At 67.0% G+C, this 22053-nt stretch carries 20 protein-coding genes; 7 read left to right on the top strand and 13 right to left on the bottom strand.

Annotated elements, in window-relative coordinates; genetic code table 11:
- Positions 1 to 49: 49 nt before the first annotated feature.
- Complete coding sequence (locus ACVIJ6_RS36440) at positions 50 to 1498, bottom strand: MmgE/PrpD family protein (protein WP_456776703.1); 1449 nt, start codon at positions 1496 to 1498, stop codon at positions 50 to 52.
- A gap of 467 nt (positions 1499 to 1965) precedes the next feature.
- Here ACVIJ6_RS36440 and ACVIJ6_RS36435 point away from each other — a divergent pair, with 467 nt between their 5' ends.
- The 3 genes from ACVIJ6_RS36435 to ACVIJ6_RS36425 all read left to right on the top strand — a co-directional run bounded on the left by ACVIJ6_RS36435 (position 1966) and on the right by ACVIJ6_RS36425 (position 6713).
- Positions 1966 to 3198, top strand: coding sequence for an acetyl-CoA C-acetyltransferase (locus ACVIJ6_RS36435; RefSeq protein WP_456776702.1), 1233 nt, complete (start codon positions 1966 to 1968; stop codon positions 3196 to 3198).
- 296 nt (positions 3199 to 3494) lie between these two features.
- Complete coding sequence (locus tag ACVIJ6_RS36430; protein WP_456776701.1) at positions 3495 to 5291, top strand: chloride channel protein; 1797 nt, start codon at positions 3495 to 3497, stop codon at positions 5289 to 5291.
- Positions 5292 to 5381: 90 nt separating this feature from the next.
- Entirely contained in the window at positions 5382 to 6713 is a 1332-nt protein-coding gene (locus ACVIJ6_RS36425; protein ID WP_456776700.1) for a PQQ-dependent sugar dehydrogenase, read from the top strand.
- Positions 6714 to 6866: 153 nt separating this feature from the next.
- Here ACVIJ6_RS36425 and ACVIJ6_RS36420 read toward each other — a convergent pair whose 3' ends face one another.
- Positions 6867 to 7589 carry a thermonuclease family protein gene (locus ACVIJ6_RS36420; protein WP_456777166.1) on the bottom strand — a complete coding sequence of 241 codons (723 nt, stop codon included), beginning with the start codon at positions 7587 to 7589 and terminating at the stop codon, positions 6867 to 6869.
- Between the two features lie 197 nt (positions 7590 to 7786).
- Between ACVIJ6_RS36420 and ACVIJ6_RS36415 the strand changes: the two genes are divergently transcribed.
- The 3 genes from ACVIJ6_RS36415 to ACVIJ6_RS36405 all read left to right on the top strand — a co-directional run bounded on the left by ACVIJ6_RS36415 (position 7787) and on the right by ACVIJ6_RS36405 (position 11613).
- Entirely contained in the window at positions 7787 to 8818 is a 1032-nt protein-coding gene (locus ACVIJ6_RS36415) for a S1C family serine protease (RefSeq protein WP_456776699.1), read from the top strand.
- 368 nt (positions 8819 to 9186) lie between these two features.
- The gene (locus ACVIJ6_RS36410; RefSeq protein ID WP_456776698.1) at positions 9187 to 9873 is read left to right on the top strand and encodes a cysteine hydrolase family protein; all 687 of its coding nucleotides are present in this window, start codon (positions 9187 to 9189) and stop codon (positions 9871 to 9873) included.
- 84 nt (positions 9874 to 9957) lie between these two features.
- Positions 9958 to 11613, top strand: coding sequence for a regulator (locus ACVIJ6_RS36405; protein ID WP_456776697.1), 1656 nt, complete (start codon positions 9958 to 9960; stop codon positions 11611 to 11613).
- A 52-nt stretch (positions 11614 to 11665) separates the two neighbouring features.
- Here ACVIJ6_RS36405 and ACVIJ6_RS36400 read toward each other — a convergent pair whose 3' ends face one another.
- The 3 genes from ACVIJ6_RS36400 to ACVIJ6_RS36390 all read right to left on the bottom strand — a co-directional run bounded on the left by ACVIJ6_RS36400 (position 11666) and on the right by ACVIJ6_RS36390 (position 13227).
- Entirely contained in the window at positions 11666 to 12157 is a 492-nt protein-coding gene (locus ACVIJ6_RS36400; RefSeq protein ID WP_456777165.1) for a TlpA family protein disulfide reductase, read from the bottom strand.
- Positions 12158 to 12263: 106 nt separating this feature from the next.
- Positions 12264 to 12728 (bottom strand): DsrE family protein, encoded by a 465-nt coding sequence (locus ACVIJ6_RS36395; RefSeq protein WP_456776696.1) that lies wholly within the window; start codon positions 12726 to 12728, stop codon positions 12264 to 12266.
- A gap of 61 nt (positions 12729 to 12789) precedes the next feature.
- Complete coding sequence (locus ACVIJ6_RS36390; RefSeq protein ID WP_456776695.1) at positions 12790 to 13227, bottom strand: DoxX family protein; 438 nt, start codon at positions 13225 to 13227, stop codon at positions 12790 to 12792.
- A gap of 101 nt (positions 13228 to 13328) precedes the next feature.
- On the opposite strand from ACVIJ6_RS36390, the gene ACVIJ6_RS36385 reads away from it, so the two are divergent.
- Positions 13329 to 14288: a LysR family transcriptional regulator gene (locus tag ACVIJ6_RS36385; protein ID WP_456776694.1), complete on the top strand. Its 960-nt coding sequence runs from the start codon at positions 13329 to 13331 to the stop codon at positions 14286 to 14288.
- Positions 14289 to 14507: 219 nt separating this feature from the next.
- Here ACVIJ6_RS36385 and soxA read toward each other — a convergent pair whose 3' ends face one another.
- The 8 genes from soxA to ACVIJ6_RS36345 all read right to left on the bottom strand — a co-directional run bounded on the left by soxA (position 14508) and on the right by ACVIJ6_RS36345 (position 22040).
- Positions 14508 to 15284, bottom strand: coding sequence for a sulfur oxidation c-type cytochrome SoxA (soxA, locus tag ACVIJ6_RS36380; RefSeq protein ID WP_456776693.1), 777 nt, complete (start codon positions 15282 to 15284; stop codon positions 14508 to 14510).
- Positions 15284 to 15604, bottom strand: a complete 321-nt coding sequence (gene soxZ / locus ACVIJ6_RS36375; RefSeq protein WP_456776692.1) for a thiosulfate oxidation carrier complex protein SoxZ — start codon at positions 15602 to 15604, stop codon at positions 15284 to 15286. The genes soxA and soxZ overlap by 1 nt, the downstream gene beginning before the upstream one ends.
- The gene (locus ACVIJ6_RS36370; protein ID WP_456776691.1) at positions 15604 to 16092 is read right to left on the bottom strand and encodes a SoxY-related AACIE arm protein; all 489 of its coding nucleotides are present in this window, start codon (positions 16090 to 16092) and stop codon (positions 15604 to 15606) included. Before ACVIJ6_RS36370 ends, soxZ begins: the two co-directional genes overlap by 1 nt.
- A gap of 6 nt (positions 16093 to 16098) precedes the next feature.
- Positions 16099 to 16545 (bottom strand): sulfur oxidation c-type cytochrome SoxX, encoded by a 447-nt coding sequence (gene soxX, locus ACVIJ6_RS36365; RefSeq protein ID WP_456776690.1) that lies wholly within the window; start codon positions 16543 to 16545, stop codon positions 16099 to 16101.
- Complete coding sequence (locus tag ACVIJ6_RS36360) at positions 16529 to 17806, bottom strand: FCSD flavin-binding domain-containing protein (RefSeq protein WP_456776689.1); 1278 nt, start codon at positions 17804 to 17806, stop codon at positions 16529 to 16531. The genes soxX and ACVIJ6_RS36360 overlap by 17 nt, the downstream gene beginning before the upstream one ends.
- A 55-nt stretch (positions 17807 to 17861) precedes the next feature.
- On the bottom strand, positions 17862 to 20045 hold the full coding sequence (locus tag ACVIJ6_RS36355; protein WP_456776688.1) for a molybdopterin cofactor-binding domain-containing protein: 2184 nt from the start codon (positions 20043 to 20045) through the stop codon (positions 17862 to 17864).
- Between the two features lie 10 nt (positions 20046 to 20055).
- Positions 20056 to 20505, bottom strand: coding sequence for a (2Fe-2S)-binding protein (locus tag ACVIJ6_RS36350; protein ID WP_456776687.1), 450 nt, complete (start codon positions 20503 to 20505; stop codon positions 20056 to 20058).
- A gap of 140 nt (positions 20506 to 20645) precedes the next feature.
- Positions 20646 to 22040, bottom strand: a complete 1395-nt coding sequence (locus tag ACVIJ6_RS36345; protein ID WP_456776686.1) for an MFS transporter — start codon at positions 22038 to 22040, stop codon at positions 20646 to 20648.
- Positions 22041 to 22053: the final 13 nt, after the last annotated feature.

The following is a 22053-nucleotide window of genomic DNA, read 5'->3' as shown; positions in this document are numbered from 1 at the left end:
CCGGGTCACAGCATGTCTCATCGCCGGAAGCGGCGGGCAGCCGATCCGCTCAGGCCGGCTTGCGGCCGGCCGCGACGATGTCGCCGGCGCTGGCCAGGGTTTCGACATTCCAGCAGCGCTCCATCACGGTCGCGATCTGCTGCGGGGGAATGATGCCCTCGGCGAGATCCTTGAACTTGCGCTCGAGATCGGCATTGCTCATCGGCCGCTCCAGGCTGCCGATCGCATGCTCAATCCGCTTGGTCAGCACGCGGCCATCGGTGAGCGTGACCGACATCTCGACCTGTTCCGGCTTGATCGTCGGATCGATCACCGGGTTGACCTTGCCGCGCAGCTCGATGATCGCGCCATCGCGCACCGCGCGGTCGGAAAACTGCTTCTCGCCCCCGGCGCCTTCGATCAAGGCCACCGCGACCGCGTGGTAGACGCTGAACTTGCCCTCCAGCCCTTCCTTCGGAGTCTTCTTGCCGGTCAGTTCGAGCACCAGCGGATTGACCTTCATGTCGATCGACTTGACCTGCGCCGCGGTGAGGTTGTTCTCGTTGCGCAGCTGGATCGCGTCATCGATCGCCGGATGCAGCACGATCCCGCAGGCGAACGGCTTATAAGTGTTGAGCGCGGCCTCGTAGCGCTGGCCGAGCTCGCCGGTGATCTCGCGGTAATCCTGCTTGGTGCTGATCGTGTTGGCCCAGCCGCGCTTGGCCTCGATCATCCCATCGGAGCTGGTGTAGTTCTTCGACGCGAGGATCGCCGCGAACAGGCCGTCGGCGGCGGCGCGGCCGGGATTGAAGCTCTTGTTCATCGAGCCGAAGGATTCCCGCAGGCCCACCGGCTGCGACGCGGCGAGTCCGAGCGCCCACATCATCTGCTGTTCGCTCAGGCCCATCAGCCGGCCCGCGGCGGCCGCCGCGCCGAACACGCCGGCGGTCCCGGTGATGTGCCAGCCGACGTCGTAATGATTGGGATAGACTGCGTTACCGATCCGGCATTCGGTCTCGACGCCGAGCACGAGCGCATTCAGGAAATCGCGGCCATTGACCGGCTTCAACTCCGCAAGCGCGAGAATGGCCGAGATCACGGGCCCGCCGGGATGAATGATCGTCTTCAGGTGGGTGTCGTCGTAATCGAAGATGTGGCTGGAGACGCCATTGATGAAGGCCGCGTTCATGATGTCGAGCCGCTCGGCGCGACCGAACAGCCCGGCCTGCGGCGGGCCGGAGAACGGCGTGAGCGCCGAGACCGCGATGTCCACAGTCTCATGGTGCGACCCGCCGATGGCCACGCCGACATAGTTCAGGAGCGTACGGACGCCTTCCTTGCGGACGTTCTCCGGCAGGTCCTCGTAGCGGGCGCTGACGAGATAGCGGGCGAGGGTCTTCGTGACGTCCTTGCTGTCGGACCTGGCCGCATCTGCCGCAATCGCCGGCACGCGGCAGAGGGGGGCCAGCGACAGGCCCGCGGCCCCTGCCATGAGTTGGCGGCGTGACATCGTGATCATGACGTCCTCCCGATCCGGCGCCTGTGGCGTCCGTGTTGCGCTTGGCCTGGCGCGATCCTGATCCCGGTTCGCCACTGGCATGCCACGATCCTGCACTCGTCCAGGCTTTACAAGAAGCCTTGGGTGAACGGTCAGTTCGCTTGATTGGACAATGCGCTGGGGCCTGCGCGGCGATGTTGCGGATGCGGTGGTTCGAAGTGCGCTGCAAGACGAGTGGCCAAGGCAGGATGGTCTTCAACGCGCATGTGAGAAGGGCAGTCCATCACGGCGCTCCGGTGAATTGTTCGCGTGACGGAAAGGCGAGTGACGTCAACACTATGCCGTGCGTTCTGGTCATGCGATGACAGCTCGAAGTGCCGTTGTGGACACCGCCGACGGAATGCTATGCGACAGCAAAGGCGGTCTTGGTGGCGCGGCGCTGCGGCCTGACGGCCGACCTGATAACAACAACGGGCAGAGGAAACACCATGGTCGACGCGCTCATCATCGACGCCTGCAGAACCCCGCGCGGCATCGGCAAGGCCGGCAAGGGGGCGCTGGCCGGGCTGCATCCGCAGCATCTCGGCGCCACGGTGCTGCGCGCCTTGGCGGATCGCACCGGCATCAACACCGCTGATGTCGACGACATCATCTGGGGCTGCTCCTCACAGCGCGGCCCGCAGAGCGGCGATCTCGGCCGCATGTCGGCGCTCGATGCCGGCTATGACATCCGCGCCTCCGGCGTCACGCTCGACCGCTTCTGCGGTTCCGGCATCACCAGTGTCAACATCGCGGCCGCCTCGATCATGGCGGGCCAAGAGGAGCTCGTCGTTGCCGGCGGCTGCGAGATGATGTCGATGGAAGGACGGCGTGGCGAGGGCCCGCTGATGATGGATGCCGGCAATCTGCATCTGCGCGCGCTGCATCCGCAGTCGCATCAAGGCGTGTGCGCCGACGCCATCGCGACCATGGAAGGCATCACCCGCGCCGATGTCGATGCGCTTGGGCTGGAGAGCCAGAAGCGCGCGGCGGCCGCGATCGCCGGCGGGCACTTCAAGAAGAGCCTGGTGCCGGTGCACCGCGATGACGGCAGCCTCGCGCTCGACCATGAGGAATATCCGCGGCCGCAGACCACTGCCGAGGCGCTGGCCGGGCTGAAGCCGGCGTTTCCGGCGGTCGCCGATTACGCGCTCGACGACAAGGGCACGACCTATCGCGGCCTGATCCTGCAGCGCTATCCCGGCCTCGAGATCGAGTTCATGCATCACGCCGGCAATTCGTCGGGCGTGGTCGACGGCGCCGCCGCGCTGCTGCTGGCCTCGCCATCCTATGCCAAGGCCCATGGGCTCAAGCCCCGCGCGCGCGTGGTGGCGATGGCCAATATGGGCGACGATCCGACCTTGATGCTGAACGCGCCGGTGCCGGCGACGCGCAAGGTGCTGGCCAAGGCCGGGCTCACGCTCGACGACATCGACCTGTTCGAGATCAACGAGGCGTTCGCGGTCGTTGCCGAGAAGTACATCCGCGACCTCAAGCTCGACCGCGCCAAGGTCAACGTCAATGGCGGTTCGATCGCGCTGGGGCACCCGATCGGGGCCACCGGCTCGATTCTGATCGGCACCTTGCTCGACGAGCTGGAGCGGCGCGACCTCAAGCGCGGCCTGGTCACGATGTGCGCGGCCGGCGGCATGGCGCCGGCGATCATCATCGAGCGCGTCTGAGGCGTTTGTCTATCGCCTGATCCCTATCGTTGCGCCCGCCGCGGATCCCCGCAGCGGGCGCCGTCGTTCGGGGCACGAGGATCAGGCGACCGGATGGCCCGGAAGCCCGCCGGAAACGGCTAAGCGAGCTTTGCGACTTTCCCGCCGCGATCGCGTTGGTGCAGTCGCTGCTCGCTGCAGGCCGCGGCGGTTCCACTTTCCGGACCAGTCAACCACGTTTCGACTGGAAAGGAATTCGCGCTTGTTCCGCAATTTGCGGCGGGTTATTGCCACCGAGAGGCCTCATCTTAGAAGAAATGGCTCTCGTGCTCTCGACGCTGTCGCATATCATCGATCGCAAGGCTTCGAACCGGGTGGTCACGCGGCTGCGGGCGCTGCTGCGCAGCAACGAGTTCTATCTGATACCGCTGGCGCTGGTGATCGGCGTTGCCACCGGCGCGATCGTGACGGTGATGAGCCTGATCGCGCAGGTCGCCCATGTGCTGATCTACGGCATCCCGATCGACGTGCGGCTCAGCGCCAATGCCTGGGTCAATCCCATCACCGCTTTGATCGCGCCGGCTTGCGGGGGCCTCATCCTCGGCGGGATGGAATGGCTGCGGCGGCGCTGGAAGATTGCGGCCGCTGTGGACCCGGTCGAGGCCAATGCCCTGCGCGGCGGCCGGCTGTCGATGCGCGACAGCATCGTGGTGAGCAGCCAGACGCTGGTCTCCAACGGCTCCGGCGCCTCGGTCGGCCTCGAGGCCGGCTATGCCCAGATCGGTGCCGGCGTCGCCTCGCTGCTCGGCCAATATCTCACGCTTCGCCGCAACGATCTCCGTCTGATCGTCGGCTGCGGCGCGGCCGCCGCCATCGCCGCGGCCTTCGGCGCGCCGATCACCGGCGCGTTCTATGCGTGTGAACTGATCGTCGGGGTCTATTCGGTGGCCAGCGCCGCGCCGATCCTGGCGGCCTCGCTGGCCGGGGCGTTGACCTCGCAATATCTCACCGGCGCGCCGTATTCGCTCGAGATCCAGAAGGTCGGCGCGGTCGGCTTCGAGCAATATATCGCGCTGTTCGTGCTCGCGCTCCTGGTCGCCGGCATCGGCATCGTGGTGATGCGCGCCTCGCCGGCGGTCGAGCGGCTGTTCGTCCGCATTCCGGTGTGGTTGCGTCCCGCGATCGGCGGTGTTTGCGTCGGGGCGATGGCGATCGTCACGCCGCAGGTGCTGGCGGCCGGTCACGGCGCGATGCTGCTCGACCTGCATCGCGAGATGGCGGTCGGCATGATCGCCACCATCATCGTGCTGAAGCTCGCGGCCTGCCTGATCTCGCTGGCGTCGGGCTTCCGCGGCGGCCTGTTCTTCGCCTCGCTGTTCATCGGCAGCCTGCTCGGCAAGCTGTTCGCAGGCCTGCTCGCGATGGTCGGACTGGGCGTCGCGCTGGATCCCCTCGTCGCGATGCTTACGGGCATGGCGACGCTCGGCGTCGCCATTGTCGGCGGGCCGCTGACGATGTCCTTCCTGGTGCTGGAGATGACGCGCAGCGTCGATGTCACCGCCGTGGTGCTGGCCGCCTGCATCGTGACCTCGGTGTGCGTGCGCGTGCTGTTCGGGCACTCGTTCTCGACCTGGCGCCTGCATCTGCGCGGCGAGACCATCCGCAGCGCCAATGATGTCGGCTGGCTGCGCAATCTCACCGTTGAGCGGCTGATGCGCTCCGACGTCGGCAAGGTGCCGACCACCACCTCGATCGCCGCCTGCCGGCGCGAATTCGCGCTCGGCACCCGCCAGGCGGTCGTGGTCGTCAACAACAGCGACGATTATTGCGGGCTGGTGTCGCTGCCCGATCTGTTCTCGGGCGAACTGGATTCGATCGCGGACGACATCCAGGTGGTGGAGCTCGCCAAATATTTCGATGTCGCGCTCTTGCCCGAAATGAACGTCAAGACGGCGATGAAGATCTTCGACGATTCTGGCGCCGAGGTGCTCGCGGTGCTGGAGTCGGAGAACAGCCGCAAGGTGGTCGGCTTCCTCACCGAGTCATTCGCGCGCCGCCGCTATGTCGAGGAAATCGATCAGGCGACGCGCGGCGTGCTCGGCGCGCTGTCGTAATCGCGTCACATCGCCGCGACACGGAATCTTCTCGCCGGGAACAGAGTAGGGTGCCGGCCGCTTGAGACGCGGGCGACGCGCGAGGACTGCATGACGATTTGGACGAGAATGACGGTTGCGGTGGCTGCCACTGCGATGGCGGCGACGTCGGCGGCAGCCGAGCCGGCGGTGCTGAAAGGCCGGGATGCCTTCGGCAGCTGGCAGGGCGACGCGCCCGGCACGATCCGGTTGATCCGTCCCGAGGATCTGCCGAAGCCCGGCGCCACCGCATCCGCCGCCAATGTCTCGCGCGTGGTGCAGCGGCCGGCCTCGGTCCTGCCCAGGGTCGTCGAAGGCTTCAAGATCGCGCTGTTCGCGGACGGGCTGAGCGGCCCGCGCATCATCCGCACCGCGCCCAATGGCGACATTTTCGTTGCCGAAACCCGGGCAGGGCGCATCCGCGTGCTGCGTCCGAGCGAGGACGGCAGCAAGGTTGCGTCAAGTGAGATGTTCGCCGAGCGGCTCGGCCATCCGTTCGGCATCGCATTCTATCCGAGCGTCGATCCGCAATGGGTCTATGTGGCGAGCACCGACCGCGTGCTGCGCTTTCCCTATCGGTCCGGCGACATGAAGCCGGCGGGAGTAATGCAGGTCGTCGTCGCGGACCTGCCCGCGGGCTATGGCCATTCGACGCGCGATCTCGTCTTCACCCCGGACGGCAAGCGCATGCTGGTCTCGGTCGGGTCGGCCGGCAATGTCGGCGAAGCTCTGGGCGAGCCGGATGGCGGCCTCGCCGCCTGGATCAAGGCGAATCCGCCGGGCGCCGCGTGGGGCGCCGAGACCGAACGTGCCGGCGTGCTGGCCTTCGATCCCGACGGCAAGAACCGCAGCCTGTTCGCCACCGGCATCCGCAATTGCGTCGGCCTGGCGATCCAGCCTGGATTGGGCACGCCCTGGTGTTCCACCAATGAGCGCGACGGGCTCGGCGACGATCTGGTGCCGGATTATGTCACACGGGTGAAGGAGGGCGGGTTCTATGGCTGGCCCTGGTACTATGTCGGCGACAACGAGGACCCGCGGCACGCCGGTGAGCGCCCTGACCTGAAGGGGCAGGTCACGATTCCCGACGTGCTGCTGCAGGCGCATTCCGCCTCGCTCGGCCTCACCTTCTATGACGCGGCCCTGTTCCCGCCGGAGTATCGCGGCGACGCCTTCGCCGCCGAGCACGGCTCCTGGAACCGCTCCAAGCGCACCGGTTACAAGGTGATCCGGGTGAGGCTGAAGGACGGCGTGCCCACCGGCGAATATGAGGATTTCGTCACCGGCTTCGTCGTCAACGACCGCGAGGTGTGGGGCCGGCCGGTCGGCGTCACCGTGGCGCGCGACGGCAGCCTGCTGATCTCCGAGGACGGCAACGGCACGATCTGGCGTGTCAGCCGTTAAGCGGTTCTTGGCGGCGCCTGGATCGCTGCGCTCGCGATGACGGTGGGTGTGGAGCGTTCGGTGCCCGCCACGACCGTCATCGCGAGCGCAAGCGAAGCGATCCAGGGGCCGCACGAAATCTCTGGATGACTCCGGCGCGCCAGCCCGCCGCCTTCACTTCTTCGGCGCCCGGCAGTTGAAGGCGCGGCGGAAGCCGGAGGCGCGGGCGTCGTCCTCGGAGCAGAACCAGCGGTCGGGCTCGGTGGTCGCGGGATAGCTCGGGCAGCCCTGCAGATGATAGATGCCGATATTGCCGGTGACGCGGGCGCGCACCGCGAACTTGCCCTTGATGCTGCAGCCCGGCGGTGCGCTCGGGGCGTCCGGGAACAGCACGTCACGGATCTCACGGTCGCGATCGCTGCGGCAGGACGCGCCGAGCAGGGCGCCGTCCTTCTTGTCGGTGCGAAACTCGCCCGGGGCGACAAAACAGCCCTTCCATATCCCGCGCAGCGCCTCCTTGGCGCTGGCGATATCGTCCTTGGCGCGATATTTGATCGCCGGGTCGGCGCTGACCGCGTAGCCGGCCCGTGCCATCTGCTGGTTGAGGCTGAGCTTGTCGCCGTCGACGGTGCAGAGGCCGATCCTGCGGCTCTTGAGCGGCTTATCCGGGCCGAGATCGTCGCAGCGCACCGCGCGGCCGGCGATCAGTCTGGTCAACTGCTCGCGCGCCTCGACACCGCAGCTCCAGGGGTCGGCGTGGTCGTCGATGCAGAGCTGATCGACCTCCGGCGCGTCGATGCCGTCCAGTCGATACACGGTCTCACCGAGCTGGAGGGTGTCGCCGCTGCGGGCCGAGGCGGTCGCGGCCAGCGACGCGTTCGCCAGGCCGGCTCCCATCACGATCGCCCCGCACAATGACAACAGCCGGTCTCGCAGCCGCATGCTTCCTCCCGCAGTTAAATGCGTCAAATACCCGGTCGAACTCCTACCACATCGCGCATGAGTCTCGCCAAGGGCCGCGGAACAGCACCGCCGACCGCCACCTTGCGCCGGAGGGGCCTGCTACCCATCTGGTGTTACAAAGGAATTACACCATGTTGGATTTCACTTCCGATGTCGCCGGCGACGCGCCGGCGCAAGCGTCTGGTGCTGACCCGGCCGATGATCGGGCGCTGCTCGACGCCTATTCCAATGCCGTCATAGACGTCACCGAGCGCGTCGGCCCGGCCGTCGTCCGCGTCGAGACCGGCCCGAAGGCCGGCTCCCGTGGCGAGCGCGGCGGCCTCGGCTCCGGCATCGTGATCTCGCCGGATGGTCTGGTGCTGACCAACAGCCATGTGGTCGGCGGCGCCAAGAGCATCCGGCTGCGCGATGTCGAGGGTGTCGTCACCGAGGCCCAGGTGCTCGGTGTCGATCCCGACACCGACCTCGCGCTGCTGCGCGCCATCCATGCGCGCGACCTGCGTTACGCCGCGCTCGGCAATTCCAAGAGCCTGCGGCGCGGCCAACTCGTGGTCGCGATCGGCAATCCGCTCGGCTTCGAATCGACCGTGACGGCAGGCGTCGTCTCGGCGCTGGGCCGCTCGATCCGCTCGGTCTCGGGACGGATGATCGAGGACGTGATCCAGACCGATGCCGCGCTCAACCCCGGCAATTCGGGTGGGGCGCTGGTGTCGTCGGCGGCCGAGGTGATCGGCATCAACACCGCCATCATCCAGGGTGCGCAGGGCATCTGCTTCGCGGTCGCCAGCAACACTGCGCAATTCGTGCTGTCGGAGATCATCCGCCACGGCTATGTCCGCCGCGCCTATGTCGGCGTCTCCGGACAGACCGCGCCGGTGCCGCGGCGCCACGCTGTGCTGGCCGGCGTCGAGAACAAGATGGGCGCGTTGTTGATGCAGATCGAGCCGGACGGGCCGGCCGCGCGTGCCGGGCTGTTGCCGGGCGATGTCGTGATCAGGCTCGACGGTGTCGACATCAACGGCGTCGACGACCTGATCCGTGTGCTGGACCGCGGTCGCATCGGCCGCACCGTGGCGATGGACGTGCTGCGGCTGGGACGGCTGCGCGGCATCGACATTCATCCTGTCGAGCGCAGGCCGGCGTCGCGGCAGCCGGCGGCATGATGAGCGTGAGACGCTGAGCTGCAGCCAAGGACACATCGCTGTCGTCCCGGCGAATGCCGGGACCCATAACCCCAGGGAGCAGTGCGAGGCAGGCAGGCCGTCAAGCACGCCACGATCTCCACGCGTGTTTCGCCTGGCTCACGGAGCAGCAAAGTGGTGACCGTTGCATGCAATGGCCGCTTACAAAATGAGCTGATCGCTCGAGTGTGGCACCTGCCCAGCAATCGGGCAGCGCCAGGCGGCTGTTTCAACCCATTGAATGAGTTATGACTTCGTAGTCCGTCGTGCTCGTCCGGCAATTGTACACAATGGCATAGCGCTTGCTTCGCTGGTTGCGAGACATTCTCGCGCGGAGGCAAGCGGCCGACATGGCGAACTCATCTGCAGCGGCAACCGCCACGGTCACAGCCGAGCCCGAGCCGATCACCCTCGACCTGTCGAGGACCGCGCTCGTCATTATCGACATGCAGCGCGACTTCATGGAGCCCGGCGGATTCGGCGAGACCCTCGGCAATGACGTGTCGCAGCTCGCCCGCGCCGTGGACCCGATCGCCAGGGTCCTCGCCGCCGCACGTACGCATGGCATGCTGGTCATTCACACCCGCGAGGGCCACGAGCCGGATCTGTCCGATGCGCCGCCGGCCAAGATCGAACGCGGTGCGCCGTCCTTGCGGATCGGCGATCCCGGACCGATGGGGCGCATTCTCATTCGCGGCGAGGCCGGGCACGACATCATTCCCGCGCTGTATCCTGTCGACGGCGAGGTGGTGATCGACAAGCCGGGCAAGGGCGCGTTCTACGCCACCGAGATGGACGAGGTGCTGAAGCATCACGGCATCGCCAATCTGCTGGTGTGCGGCGTCACCACCGAGGTCTGTGTCAACACCACCGTGCGCGAGGCCAATGACCGCGGCTATCGCTGCGTCGTCCTCTCCGATGGCTGCGCCTCCTACTTCCCCGAATTCCACGAGATGGGCCTGAAGATGATCAAGGCCCAGGGCGGCATCTTCGGCTGGGTCGCGGAGTCGGCGGCTGTGCTGAGGGCGATCGGCTGAGCCACAGAGAGATACGAGAGAGACACGGGTCGCGAGAGATGAGCTCGAAAATGTAGGCGTTCAACTCAACAGGGGAGCAAGGCGATGAGCGGAAGCGGGACGGCAAGCTCGACAAGTGCGGATTTCAAGCCGGTGCTCTGGACACCAGGAGACTGGAACGCGTTCTTCGGTTTCGGCACCAATATCCTCGTCAACATGCTCGTCCTCACCGGGCTGTTGCGTTTCGTGCTGAAGATGCCGGACAGTCTGGTGTTCGGCCGCATCCTGCCGGCGCTCGGCCTGATGATGTGCCTGTCGACCTTCTACTACGCGTTTCTCGCCTATCGGCTGGCGCAGAAGACCGGGCGCAGCGACGTCTGTGCGCTGCCGTCCGGCGTCAGCGTCCCGCATATGTTCATCGTCACCTTCGTGATCATGCTGCCGATCGCCTTGAAGACCGGCGATCCGCTGAAGGGCTGGTCGGCCGGGCTCGTCTGGGTGTTCTTCCAGAGCTTCATCCTGATGATCGGCGGCTTCGTCGCGCCGTACATCCGCAAGATCACGCCGCGCGCGGCGCTGCTCGGCACGCTCGCCGGCGTCTCCGTCACCTTCATCTCGATGCGGCCGGCGCTCGAAATGTACATGACGCCGCAGATCGGGCTGGTCTGCTTCGCGATCATCCTCGTCAGCTGGTTCGGTGGTGTGAAATATCCGAAGGGGCTGCCTGCGGGGCTCGTGGCGATCGCGGTCGGCATGATCATCGCCTGGGGCTCGACCCTGTTCGGCCTGGGTCTCGGCGACCTCAGCGTCAAGGGCCTCAGTGACGCCTTTGCGAGCTTCGGCTTCTCGGTGCCTTTGCCGGCGTTCGGCACGGTGTTCTCCGGCTTCGAATATCTCGGCATCATCCTGGTCACCGCGATCCCGTTCGGCATCTACGACCTCGTCGAGGCCATGGACAATGTCGAGAGCGCGGAGGCCGCCGGCGACGAATATCCGACGACGCGCGTGCTGACCGCCGACGGCGTCGTCAGCCTGATCGGCTGCATGATGGGCAATCCCTTCATCAACGCGGTCTATATCGGCCATCCCGGCTGGAAGGCGATGGGCGGGCGCATCGGCTATTCGGCGGCGACCGGCCTGATGGTGATCGTGCTGTCCTGGCTCGGCATCATCTCGGTGCTGCTGGCGCTGGTGCCGGTGGTCGCGATCTCGCCGATCCTGCTCTATATCGGCATGCTGATCGGCGCGCAGGCGTTCCAGACCACGCCGGTCAAGCATGCGCCGGCAATCGTGCTCGCCTTCACGCCGCATCTCGCCGCCTGGGCCAAGCTGCAGATCGACACCATGCTGGCTTCCACCGTGACGGCGGCGCAGAGCGTCGGCGGCCTCGCGGCCGACAAGGTCGATGCGGTCAAGACCGCCGCGATTGCCGCGCTGCCGCAGCAGGGCGTGCTGTATCACGGCTTGGAGGTGATGGGCGGCGGCTCCATCCTCGCCGGCCTCGTGCTCGGCGCGATCGGCGTGTTCGTGATCGAGCGCGACTTCACCAAGGCTGCGGCCTTCGCCTTGGCCGGTGCCGTGATGACCTATTTCGGCTTCATGCATGGCGAGGCGGTCGGCATCGGCGGCGGCTTCGGCGTCACGCCGGCGGTGGCGCTGGCCTATGCCGTGGTCGCAGGTGGGCTGTTCTCACTGGGGCGGCTCGGCACGTCCGAGAGCTACGTGGCGCATGCTGATATGCATGCGGCACCGGCAGAGTAGGTATCCTTCAACGAGAACGACGAACCGGCGGCATGGCCGCCGGTTTTGACTTTCACGCGCCCGGCAGATCGAGATAATAGCGCAGCAGCGCCTGCCCCGGCTCGGACAGCCATTCGGCGGCCCCGGTGACATAGCCTTCGATCAATCCTGTCGTGCCGATCAGATAGGTGATTGGCATCGCCGGCGTCGCGAACATCGAGGCATCGGCATTGGCCGGATTGGTCGCTTGCGCATGCGGATCGGCGAAGGAGGCGCGGGGCATCGCGATCGCCTCGGCATAGCGGCGGATGCTCTTGATGTCGCGCCGGTCGGTGCAGATGGTCCAGATGTCGAGCGCGGGAATCCGCATCCGCTCCAGCCCGGCCAGCGTCGGCAGATCGATCTTGCACGCCGCGCACCAGCTGGCCCAGAGATTGACCAGCGTGACATGGCCGGGCTTGGGCGCGAGCGTCAGGTCCTTGCCGCTGATGTCCTGCAGCTTCAACGGTGGCAGCGCTTGGCGCGGCCGCTCGACGATGAACTGGGTGCGGCCGCTGCGGAACACCGGCGGGCTCGGGTCCTGCGTTCCGGCGCAAGCAGGCCTGCTGGTCAGCAGCAGCAGGCTGGCCGCGGCCAGCAGCAGATCGCGCCGCGCCGGCGCGCGCGATGACTCAGCCATGGATGTAGGCCCAGCCCTTGCGCTGCAGCTCGACGACGCGGCCGATGCCGAACGGCACCAGCTTGGCGCCGTCGATCAGCTGGATCGTGACGTTCTCCTTGCTCTCCGCGATCGACTTCGACGAGGCGCACATGCTGAAGCCGATATGCGGATACATCTGTCGCAGTGCCGCGAGCGGCTCCTTGAGCGGTGATTTGTCGGCGCGAAACACATCGATGCCGGTGCCGTTGGCGACGACCTCGATCGCCGGGGTCTGTCCGAGACTGGCGAAATGCCGCGTCAGATTGCCGGAATAGCTGATGGCGTGACCCATCACATGGGGATCGTTGCGGTCGATCAGCACGACAATGCCGGCGTGGCGCGGGGCAGCGGCCGGCACGGCGGGGGCTGGCGCGCCGAGGGCCGTCGCGCCAGCCAGGAAGCCGCGGCGCGACACGTCAGGGATCGGTTCGCTCATCATGGCTTCCTTTAGCACGGAACGCGCCGGCGCTGGATGGCCAGCACCGGCGATGCTCGGATCAGCCGCGCGGCGCGATCGGCGCCTTGCTGTTGCGGCCCCACAGCACGAACAGCGACAGCGCCAGCAGCAGGATGTTCAAAGGCGTGACCGCCGCTTCGCCGCGCGAGATGTGAAAGGCGAACGCGAACACCTGCAGCGTGGCACAGCCGATCGCGGCCAGCACGGTCAGGCGCGGCAGGATGCGGGTCAGCGACGGCAGCAGGATGCCGAGCCCGCCAGCCAGATCGATCAGGCCGATGGTGCGGACGAAGGCCACCGAATATTCGCCGGTCCACGGCATCATCTGGGTCAGCTCATTGATCGGCGTGAAGACCTTGGTGATGCCGGCGAAGCAGAACAGGGCGAAGAGCAGGCTCTGGGCGACCCACAGGCCGATGCGCAGCGCCAGCGGGGGCTGGAGTGGGCTGAGGTCGGTGGTCGATGCGGTGCTGGACATGGTCGGAGCTCCAAATGAAAAGATGTCCGACATTGATGATTTCTTCTGGTTTGATCATTATGCTTGTCGTTGAAGCATCGTTTCCTGTGGGTTGATGACAAGTGGACACGCTGGTCAGTATTCGGGTGTTCTGCCAGGTCGTGGAGTTCAAGAGCTTCGCGGCCGCCGCGGATCGCCTGGGGCTCTCGCCGGCGATGGCCTCCAAGCATGTCATGCAGCTGGAGCAGCGGTTGTCGACCCGGCTGCTCAACCGCACCAGCCGGCGGGTGGGCCTGACCGAGGCGGGCCAGGTCTATTTCGACCAGGTGCGGCCGATGCTGGAGTCTCTCGACGAGGTCGAGGCCGTCGTCAGCAAGGCGACCGTGATCCCGCGCGGCACACTGAAGATCAGCGTGCCGGTGTGGTTCGCCAATCCGCTGTTTGCCGGCACGCTCGCGGCCTACCGCGCCCGCTATCCGGACGTGGTGCTCGACATCGATCTCAGCGGACGCCTGGTCAATCTCGTCGACGAAGGTTTTGATCTGGCGCTGCGCGTCTCCGCGGCACCGGGCGACGGGCTGATCGCGCGGCCGCTGACGCCTGTGCTGATGCAACTCGTCGCTGCGCCGAGCTATCTCGCCGCCGCCGGGCGGCCGAAGACGCTGTCCGATCTCAACGGCCATGCGATGCTCAAATATGCGCTGTACCCGCTCAGGACGATCACGTTGTCCGGTCCTGACGGCGAGGTGGCGCTGGCGTTAAAGGACGTGCTGATCAGCGGCAATGAGACTCTGCTGCATCACGCCGCCGTCGCCGGCATGGGCATGGCGGTGCTGCCGCGCTGGCTGATGGCCGACGATCTCGCCCGCGGCCGGCTCGAGACGGTGCTGCCGGACGCGATGACGATCAGGGCGCCGCTGATGGCGGTCTATCCCAGCCGCAAATATCTCTCCGCCAAGGTCCGCACCTTCATCGACTTCATCGCCGCCGATCCCCTGATGAAGCAGGCCTCGGAGGGACCGCCCCCGGTGATTGACGCGACGGCGGCGGGGGCGCGGAAGGGGCGGAAGGCTGGGCCTTGATCTGGGGTTGCGGAGGTCTCTCGGCCCTCATGGCCGGGCTCGTCCCGGCCATCCACGCCGTTGTTCCGGAAAGAAAGACGTGGATGCCCGGGTCAAGCCCGGGCATGACGAGTAGCTCATTAGGAGGCTCGCTCGAGGCGACGTCCTGCAAACGAGGCGAGGTGCAGCGCTGCTGTACTCTCGAACTACTCACATGATAGCTCGTGAGCCCTTGCCCGCTCACGGCCGCACCGCCGGCGCCTCCACCGGCAGGCCTTGCGCCCGCGACATCAGATAGAGCTCCAGCGCGATCATGTCGGGGGCGTCGAAATCGTAGGCCTGGGCGCGGACGCCGGTCATGCAGCCGCGGAGGCGCCGCTGCAACGAGCCCATGCCCTGCCATTCCAGCCGGTAGATCGGGTAGCCGGTCGGCTGGCCTTGCGTGATCGCGGAGCCCGCGAGATGCCTGTCCCAATGGTCGTCGTGGCAGTTGGTGCAGGCGAGATTGAGCTGGCCCTGCCGCTGCATGAAGATCGCGCGGCCGCGCGCGACCGACGCCGCCAGCCGCGGGTCGTCGCCGGCGGTGATCGGCATCCCCCGCGACTGCCTTGCGATCAGGGTCGTCAGCGCCAGCAATTCGCGGCTCTCGGGCGCCAATTGTTCAGCCTCCTGATGCTGCCTGCGGCAGTGGTTGACGCGTTGGCCGAGATCGATCGGCGCGCCGCTCGCGGCATCGAAGGCGGGATAGCGCGCGGCGACGCCTTTCATGCTGACGTCGACGGCGCCGTGACAATCGCTGCAGGATTTGCCGGCTGCGCCGGTTTTCGTCGTCCACAGCGCCTCGCCATCGAGCACCGACAGCATCGCGGGATTGACGGTGTCGTCATCCTGCATGGCCTTCGTGTCGGCCGACATGAACTCATAGCCGGAGCGGCGCGCGGATGCTGCGATCTCGCCGGCCTGACCAGGCAGCGCTGCGCCAAGCAGCACCAGGGCAGCGAGGACAACGCGCCGCATCATTCGACCGTGATCGCCGCCGAAGCGGTGGCGACAAAGCCATTGTCGCCGATCCACTCGAACGTGAAGCGCCCGCTCTCGCTCGCCGCGGTGAAGAACGACAGGAACGGATTGGCGGCGATGGCGGGAAACAAATCGGCCCGGAAGATCTCGGCACCGTTGAACTTGCAGGTGAAGCTGGTGATGATGTCGCGCGGCACGACCTCGCCGGCGGCGGTGTGGCGATAGCCCGGCTCCATCACATGGCTCATCAGGGTCTTGATCTCGATAACGGTGCCGCGCTTGGCCTTGGCGGGAACGTTGACGAGGGCGGCAGGCATCACGGCAGTTCCTCGGTGCAGGCGGCCAAGGTCACGATGACGTCGACGCTGACAGACCAGAACGAACCATCGGAGAGTCGTGCGATCGCCACGACCTTCTGGGTGTCGGCGAGCCGGATGCGGGTCGTGACCTGGGCGCGGCCGGCGCTCGGCGTCAGATGGAAGTTCGCCACGTTCGGCTGCGGGTTCTTCTCGTTGAAGACGTGGATGCTCTTGACGTGGGTGTCAGGCGTCATCGGGTGATCGACGCTGACGGTCATCGGCACGGTGTTGCCGTTCTCGACCAGCGGCGGAATGTCGAGGCGGACCTTGCCGGCCTGCACATGCGCTTCGCCGACGAGGTTGCGGATGGCCGAAGCGAGCATCGCCGGCGTGGCCCGCGCGGGCCGGACGGTGACCAGCGGCAGCGTGCCTGCGGCCGTGAGCGTGCCGGCGAACTGCAGCAGATGGCGGCGCGAGATGGGGGACGGGGCGAACATGCTGGCCATATGGGGTCACTCGCGCAGGGTCGCGAGATAGGCGATGATGTCTTCGATCTGTTCGGCCGACAGGATCGGCTTGCCGCGCCAGGCGGAACCCACGCGTGTCAGCCCGTCGACGCGGTAATAAGACGGCATGATCGTCTCCGGATTGATGCTGGATGCGTCGACCAGCCGCAGCCGGAGCTGCGCGATCGTGGAGCGCTGGCCCGCGCCGGTGAGGCTCGGCGCGAGATCGCCCTGGAAGCGCGCTTCCGGGAACGGGCCGGAATGACAGAGGATGCAGGTCGAGCTGCGCGCGAGGACGAGCGCGCGGCCCCGCGTCGCGTCGCCGGGCTGGCCGGTGAGCGAGTCGGGGATGCCGTCGCCGACGATCGTATACGGCTTCAGCTCCTGCGCAGCGATTGCTGCGGGCAGGGCGCTGATGATCATGGCGATGACCCGGCTAACCGAACGCATCATGGGTCAGCGCCTTGAACCAGGCCGTCGCAGCGTCCGCCTCGGCGGCCCGTGCGCTGCGCGGCGCGTCGAGAGAGCTCGTCCTGCCGCCCTCGACCTCGGCGAAGAGGTCCCCCTTCGGTTGATAGACGCCCGACAGTGAGAACGCGGTGTCCGGCGCGACGATGCTGTAACAGATGCCGGTCAGCGGCGGCGGCTCGGAGGAGCGTCCGGTCAGGTCGCGCACGATCACGGCCGCGCAGGCCTTGCCTTGCGCCTGCGCTGCGCCTGCGGATTTCGGGATGCCGCCGCCGAGGCAGGCGTCGCCGATGACGCGGACATCGGGCACGAGCTTCGAGGCGAAGGTTGCGGCATCGATCGGGCACCAGCCGGTACGGTCGGCGGCGCCGGCAAGTGCGGCGATGCGGCCGGCTTTCTGCGGCGGGATGATGTTGGCGACATCCGGATTGTAGTTGCCGAATTCGGTGATCACCGTGCGCGTGCCGACGTCGACGCCGGTGACGCGGCCTCCTTGTGACAACGGAATGCGCTCGATCATGCCGCCGTACAGCTCGTTCCACGCCTGCTCGAACAGCTTCTGCTGCGAAAAACTGTCCTTGGCGTCGAGGATCAGCACTTTCGACTTCGGCTTGTGCGTCTTCAGATAATGCGCGATCAGGCTGGCGCGCTCGTAAGGCGCGGGCGGACAGCGCGACGGATTGGCGGGAACGGCAATCGCGACCGTTCCGCCGTCGGCCATCGCCTCGATCTGCTGGCGCAGCAGCTGCGTCTGCGCGCCGGCCTTGTAGGCGTGCGGCATCATGGCGGAGGCGGCCTCGTCGTAGCCCTGCAGCGCGCTGAAATCGATGTCGATGCCCGGCGCCAGCACGAGGCGGTCATAGGCCAGCGTCGTGCCATCGGCGAGCGTCACCTTGTGCCCGGGCGCGTCGATCGCGGTGGCCGCCTGCAGAATGACGCGCACGCCTTCAGCGGCGATGTTGTCGTAGCCGAATTGCTGGGCGCCGATGTCGCGCAGGCCGGCGATGACCTCATTGCTGAGCGGGCACGAGGTGAAGATCCTGTTGCTCTCGACCAGGGTGACCTCGAGCTTCGCATCGGCCTGGCGCAGCGCGCGGGCGCAGCTGGCGCCGCCAAAGCCGCCGCCGATCACGACGATGCGCGCGGTTGTCTGCGCACGCAGCACGGTCGGCGCCGCGAGCAGGGCAGCGCTCGCCGCGATCAGGCCGCCGACCTCTCTGCGGGTGCGCTGCCGGGTGAATGTCATGGCTTCAGAATAGCACGGCGGCAGGCATTGTTCGGAACGCCTGCCGCCCCGCTGATCATGCGAAGGTGATGTTCTGGTCGCGCAGCGGCACCGAGCGGATGCGTTTGCCGGTGGCGGCGAAATACGCATTCAGCACGGCGGGCGCGGCAACGCCGATGGTCGGCTCGCCGACGCCGCCCCAGAAGCCGCCGCTCGGGATCATGATCGCTTCCACCTTCGGCATCTCGGCGATGCGCATCGAGTTGTAGCTGTCGAAATTGGTCTCAACGATGCGCCCGTCTTTCACCGTACAGCCGCCATAGAACAGCGCCGACAGGCCGTACACGAACGAGCCCGCGATCTGCCGCTCCACCTGCGCCGGGTTGACGACGTAGCCCGGGTCGGTCGAGGCGACGATGCGGTGGATCTTGATCTTGGTGCCGTCGATCACCGAGATCTCGGCGGCACCCGCGACGTAGCTGCCATAGCCGTGCAGCTGCGCCAGCCCGCGATAGACGCCTTCCGGCGCCGGCGAGCCCCAGCCGATCTTCTCGGCCACCGCGTCGAGCACCGCGAGATGCTTTGGATTTTTGCTCATCAGCTTGCGGCGGAATTCCAGCGGATCCTGGCCGGCCGCATCGGCGAGCTCATCCATGAAGCATTCGAGATAGATCGCGTTCTGGTTCACGTTGACGCCGCGCCAGAAGCCCGGATTGATGTGCGGGTTGCGCATGGAGTGCTCGACCAGCAAATTCGGCACGGAATAGCCGATCGTCGCTTCGCCTGATGGCGCCAGCCCCTGGAAGGTTGCCGGATCCTTGCCGTTGACCAGCGCGTCGGGGCGCAGGCTGAACAGGATCGACTGGCCGGAGATGCGCATGTGCAGCGCGGTCAGATTGTTGTCGGCGTCGAAGCCGCCGGTCAGCTTGCATTGCGTGATCGGGTGATAGCGGCCATGCGTCATGTCCTCCTCGCGCGACCACAGCAGCTTGACCGGCGTGCCCGGCATCGCCTTGGCGATCTGCACGGCCTGGCGGACATAGTCGGTCTGGCCGCGCCGGCCGAAGCCGCCGCCGAGGATCAGCTTGTGCACCTCGCATTTGTCCGCCGGCAGCCCCGAGGCTTCCAGCACGGCGGCGAACGCCGCCTCGCCATTCTGCGTGCCGCACCACACTTCGCAACGCTCCGGCGTGTAGAGCGCGGTCGCGTTCATCGGCTCCATCGTGGCGTGGTTCTGGTAGGGATAGTTGTAGACCGCCTCGACCTTCTTCGCTGCGCCGGCGAGCGCGGCCTTGGCGTCGCCGTTCTCGTTGCCGATGAAGGCCGGGCCGGACTCCAAACCCTCGGCCAGCCATTTGGCGATCGAGGCCGACGAGACCTTGGCGTTCTCGCCTTCGTCCCACACGATCGGCAGCGCATCGAGCGCCGTCTTGGCGTGCCACCAGGTGTCGGCGACGACGGCGACGGCGGTGCCGTCGACCGCCACGACCTTCTTCACGCCCTTCATGCCGGCGATCTTGGCTTCGTCATAGCTTTTCAGCTTGCCGCCGGTGACCGGACAATCCTTGATCGCCGCGTTGAGCATGCCCGGGAGCTTGATGTCGGCGCCGTAGATCATGGCGCCCGTCACCTTGTCGGCGGTGTCGAGGCGTTTCACGCCCTTGCCGATCAGGGTCCAGTCCTTCGGGTCCTTCAGCTTGACGTCGGCCGGCGGCGTCAGCTTGGCGGCGGCTTCGGCCACCTTGCCGTAGGTCGTGGTGCGCCCCGATTTCTTGTGGGTGATGACGCTGTTGGCGGCGGTGCATTCGGATGCCGGCACCTTCCACTCATCGGCGGCGGCCTGGATCAGCATCATGCGCGCGGCGGCGCCGCCCTTGCGGACATAGTCCTGCGACGAGCGGATGCCGCGGCTGCCGCCGGTGGAGAAATCGCCCCAGACGCGCTTGCGGGCGACGTTCTGGCCCGGTGTCGGATATTCGGTGGTGACCTTGCTCCAGTCGCAGGCGAGTTCCTCGGCGACGAGCTGGGCGAGGCCGGTCAGCGAGCCCTGGCCCATCTCGGAGCGGGCGATGCGGATCACCACGGTGTCGTCCGGACGGATCACCACCCAGGCATTGACCTCGGGCGAGCCGTCCGCGGCGCGCACGATCTGAGGGCCGCCGAAGGGAAGGTCGAGCCCGAGCGCGAGCCCGCCGCCGAGCGCGGCGGTGCCGATGACGAAGGAGCGACGGTTGAGGCGCGGCGAGACGTGCTGGTTCATGCCGACCTCCTCAGGCGTTGGCGGCGGTGTGGATCGCCTCGCGCACCTGCGCGAAGGTTCCACAGCGGCAGATGTTGCTGATGGCGTCGTTGATGTCCTGGTCGCTTGGCTTGGGGTTGTCCTTCAGCAGCGCGGCCACCGCCATGATCATGCCGCTCTGGCAGTAGCCGCATTGCGGAACATCGTTCTCGAGCCAGGCCTGCTGCACCTTGTGCAGGCCGCTCTCGTTGCCGAGACCTTCGATCGTGGTGATCTGCTTGCCCGCGGCCTCGGAGACGGTGACGCCGCAGGACCGAACGGCCGCGCCATCGAGATGCACGGTGCAGGCGCCGCATTGTGCAATGCCGCAGCCATATTTGGTGCCGGTCAATCCGGCATTCTCGCGGATCGCCCACAGCAGCGGCGTGTCGGGCTCGACGTCGAGATCATAAACTCTGCCGTTAATCGTGAGGTTTGCCATCGCAGATCCCTTTCGTTCAACTCGCCAGTTGAACTGCGGGCCGCACTGTGCCGCGAACGTTTGCATCCTTCAAATCAAGAATATGCGTTTGCTGCGCGGAAGAATTGTGATGGCACGGGGTCGTCGTTCGCTCGAACTCATCAGCTCCGCGGCGGCGCCACGGCAAGCCGCAGGAAGCTCATCACGCTGCCGAGCGCGGCGAAGCCTGCGCCGAGCGCCAAGGCCAGTGTCGCGCCTTCGCGCCCCGCCAGGCTGAAGCATAGCGCGGCCAGGGCCGCGCCCGTGGTCTGGCCGGTCAGCCGCGCGGTCGCGACGATGCCGCTGGCGCCGCCGCTGCGATGCGGCGGGGCGCTTGACATGATGGCCTTCATGTTCGGCGCCTGGAAGAAGCCGAACCCGATGCCGCAGATCAGCATGCGCCAGACGATGTTGGCGATGCTCGGATTTTCCGGCAGCATGGCGAGCAGCGCCATGCCGGTTCCGAGCATCACGAGGCCGATGCCGCCGAGCAGGCCGGCGGGGAAGCGATCCGACAGCCGGCCGGCGATCGGCGCCATGATCGTCACCGCGAGTGGCCAGGGCGTCATGAAGAAGCCGGTCTCGACCTGCGAGCGCTGCAGAATGTCCTCGAAATAGAACGGCAGCGACACGAAGCCGAGGCCCTGCACGGAGAAGGAGCACACGGCCGTCGCGGCCGAGAGCGCGAACACGCCGCGGCGGAACAGGTCGATCGGCAGCATCGGCGCGGGATGATCGGCCTGACGGCGGGTCAGGATGATGCCGAGCACCAGCGCGCCCACCAGTTCGGCCACGACCGCCGCCGGCGTCGCACCATGCGCGGCGCTGCCGATGCCGGTGATGAAGAGGCCGAGGCAAAGTGCGGCGAGGCCGGCGCCGAGAAAGTCGAAGCTGTGCTCGGCGCGCGGCGTCCGCGGCAGCATCTTCAGGCCGATGGCGATCGCAACCAGGCCGAATGGCAGGTTGATCGCGAACAACCACGGCCACGAGCCGAGCGAGAGAATGGCGGAGGCGATGGTCGGGCCGAAGGTGAAGGAGATGCCGACCACGAGCGCGTTGTGGCCGAGGCCGCGACCGAGCATCTTGCCGGGATAGACGAAGCGGACCAGCGCCGTGTTGACGCTCATGATGCCGCTGGCGCCGAGGCCCTGCAGGGCGCGTGCGATCACCAGGGTCGGCAGCGACCAGGCCAGCGCGCAGCCGACCGAGGCCAGCGTGAACAGCAGCAGGCCGCCGAGATAGATGCGCTGATGGCCCACGATCTCGCCGAGCGCGCCGAGCGGCAGCAGGGTTGCGACCAGCGCGATCTGGTAGATGTTGACGACCCAGACCACCTCGGCCGGCGAGACGTGGAGATCGGCCGAGATCGACGGCAGTGCGATGTTGGCGATGGCGACGTCGAGCGAGGCCATCGACAGCGCGGTGAAGATCGCGGCGATCGCCCAGGGCCGCTGGCTGGAAGGCAGGCCGTCGGCGCCGTCGCCGGCGAGCTTCGAAGCATGGTGGCGGTTGGACATGGGGACCTTCGGT

The organism is Bradyrhizobium sp. USDA 4369 (genome assembly GCF_054056435.1).
Note: the sequence above shows the minus strand (reverse complement) of the source record. Positions and strands in the feature narration are given on the sequence as shown.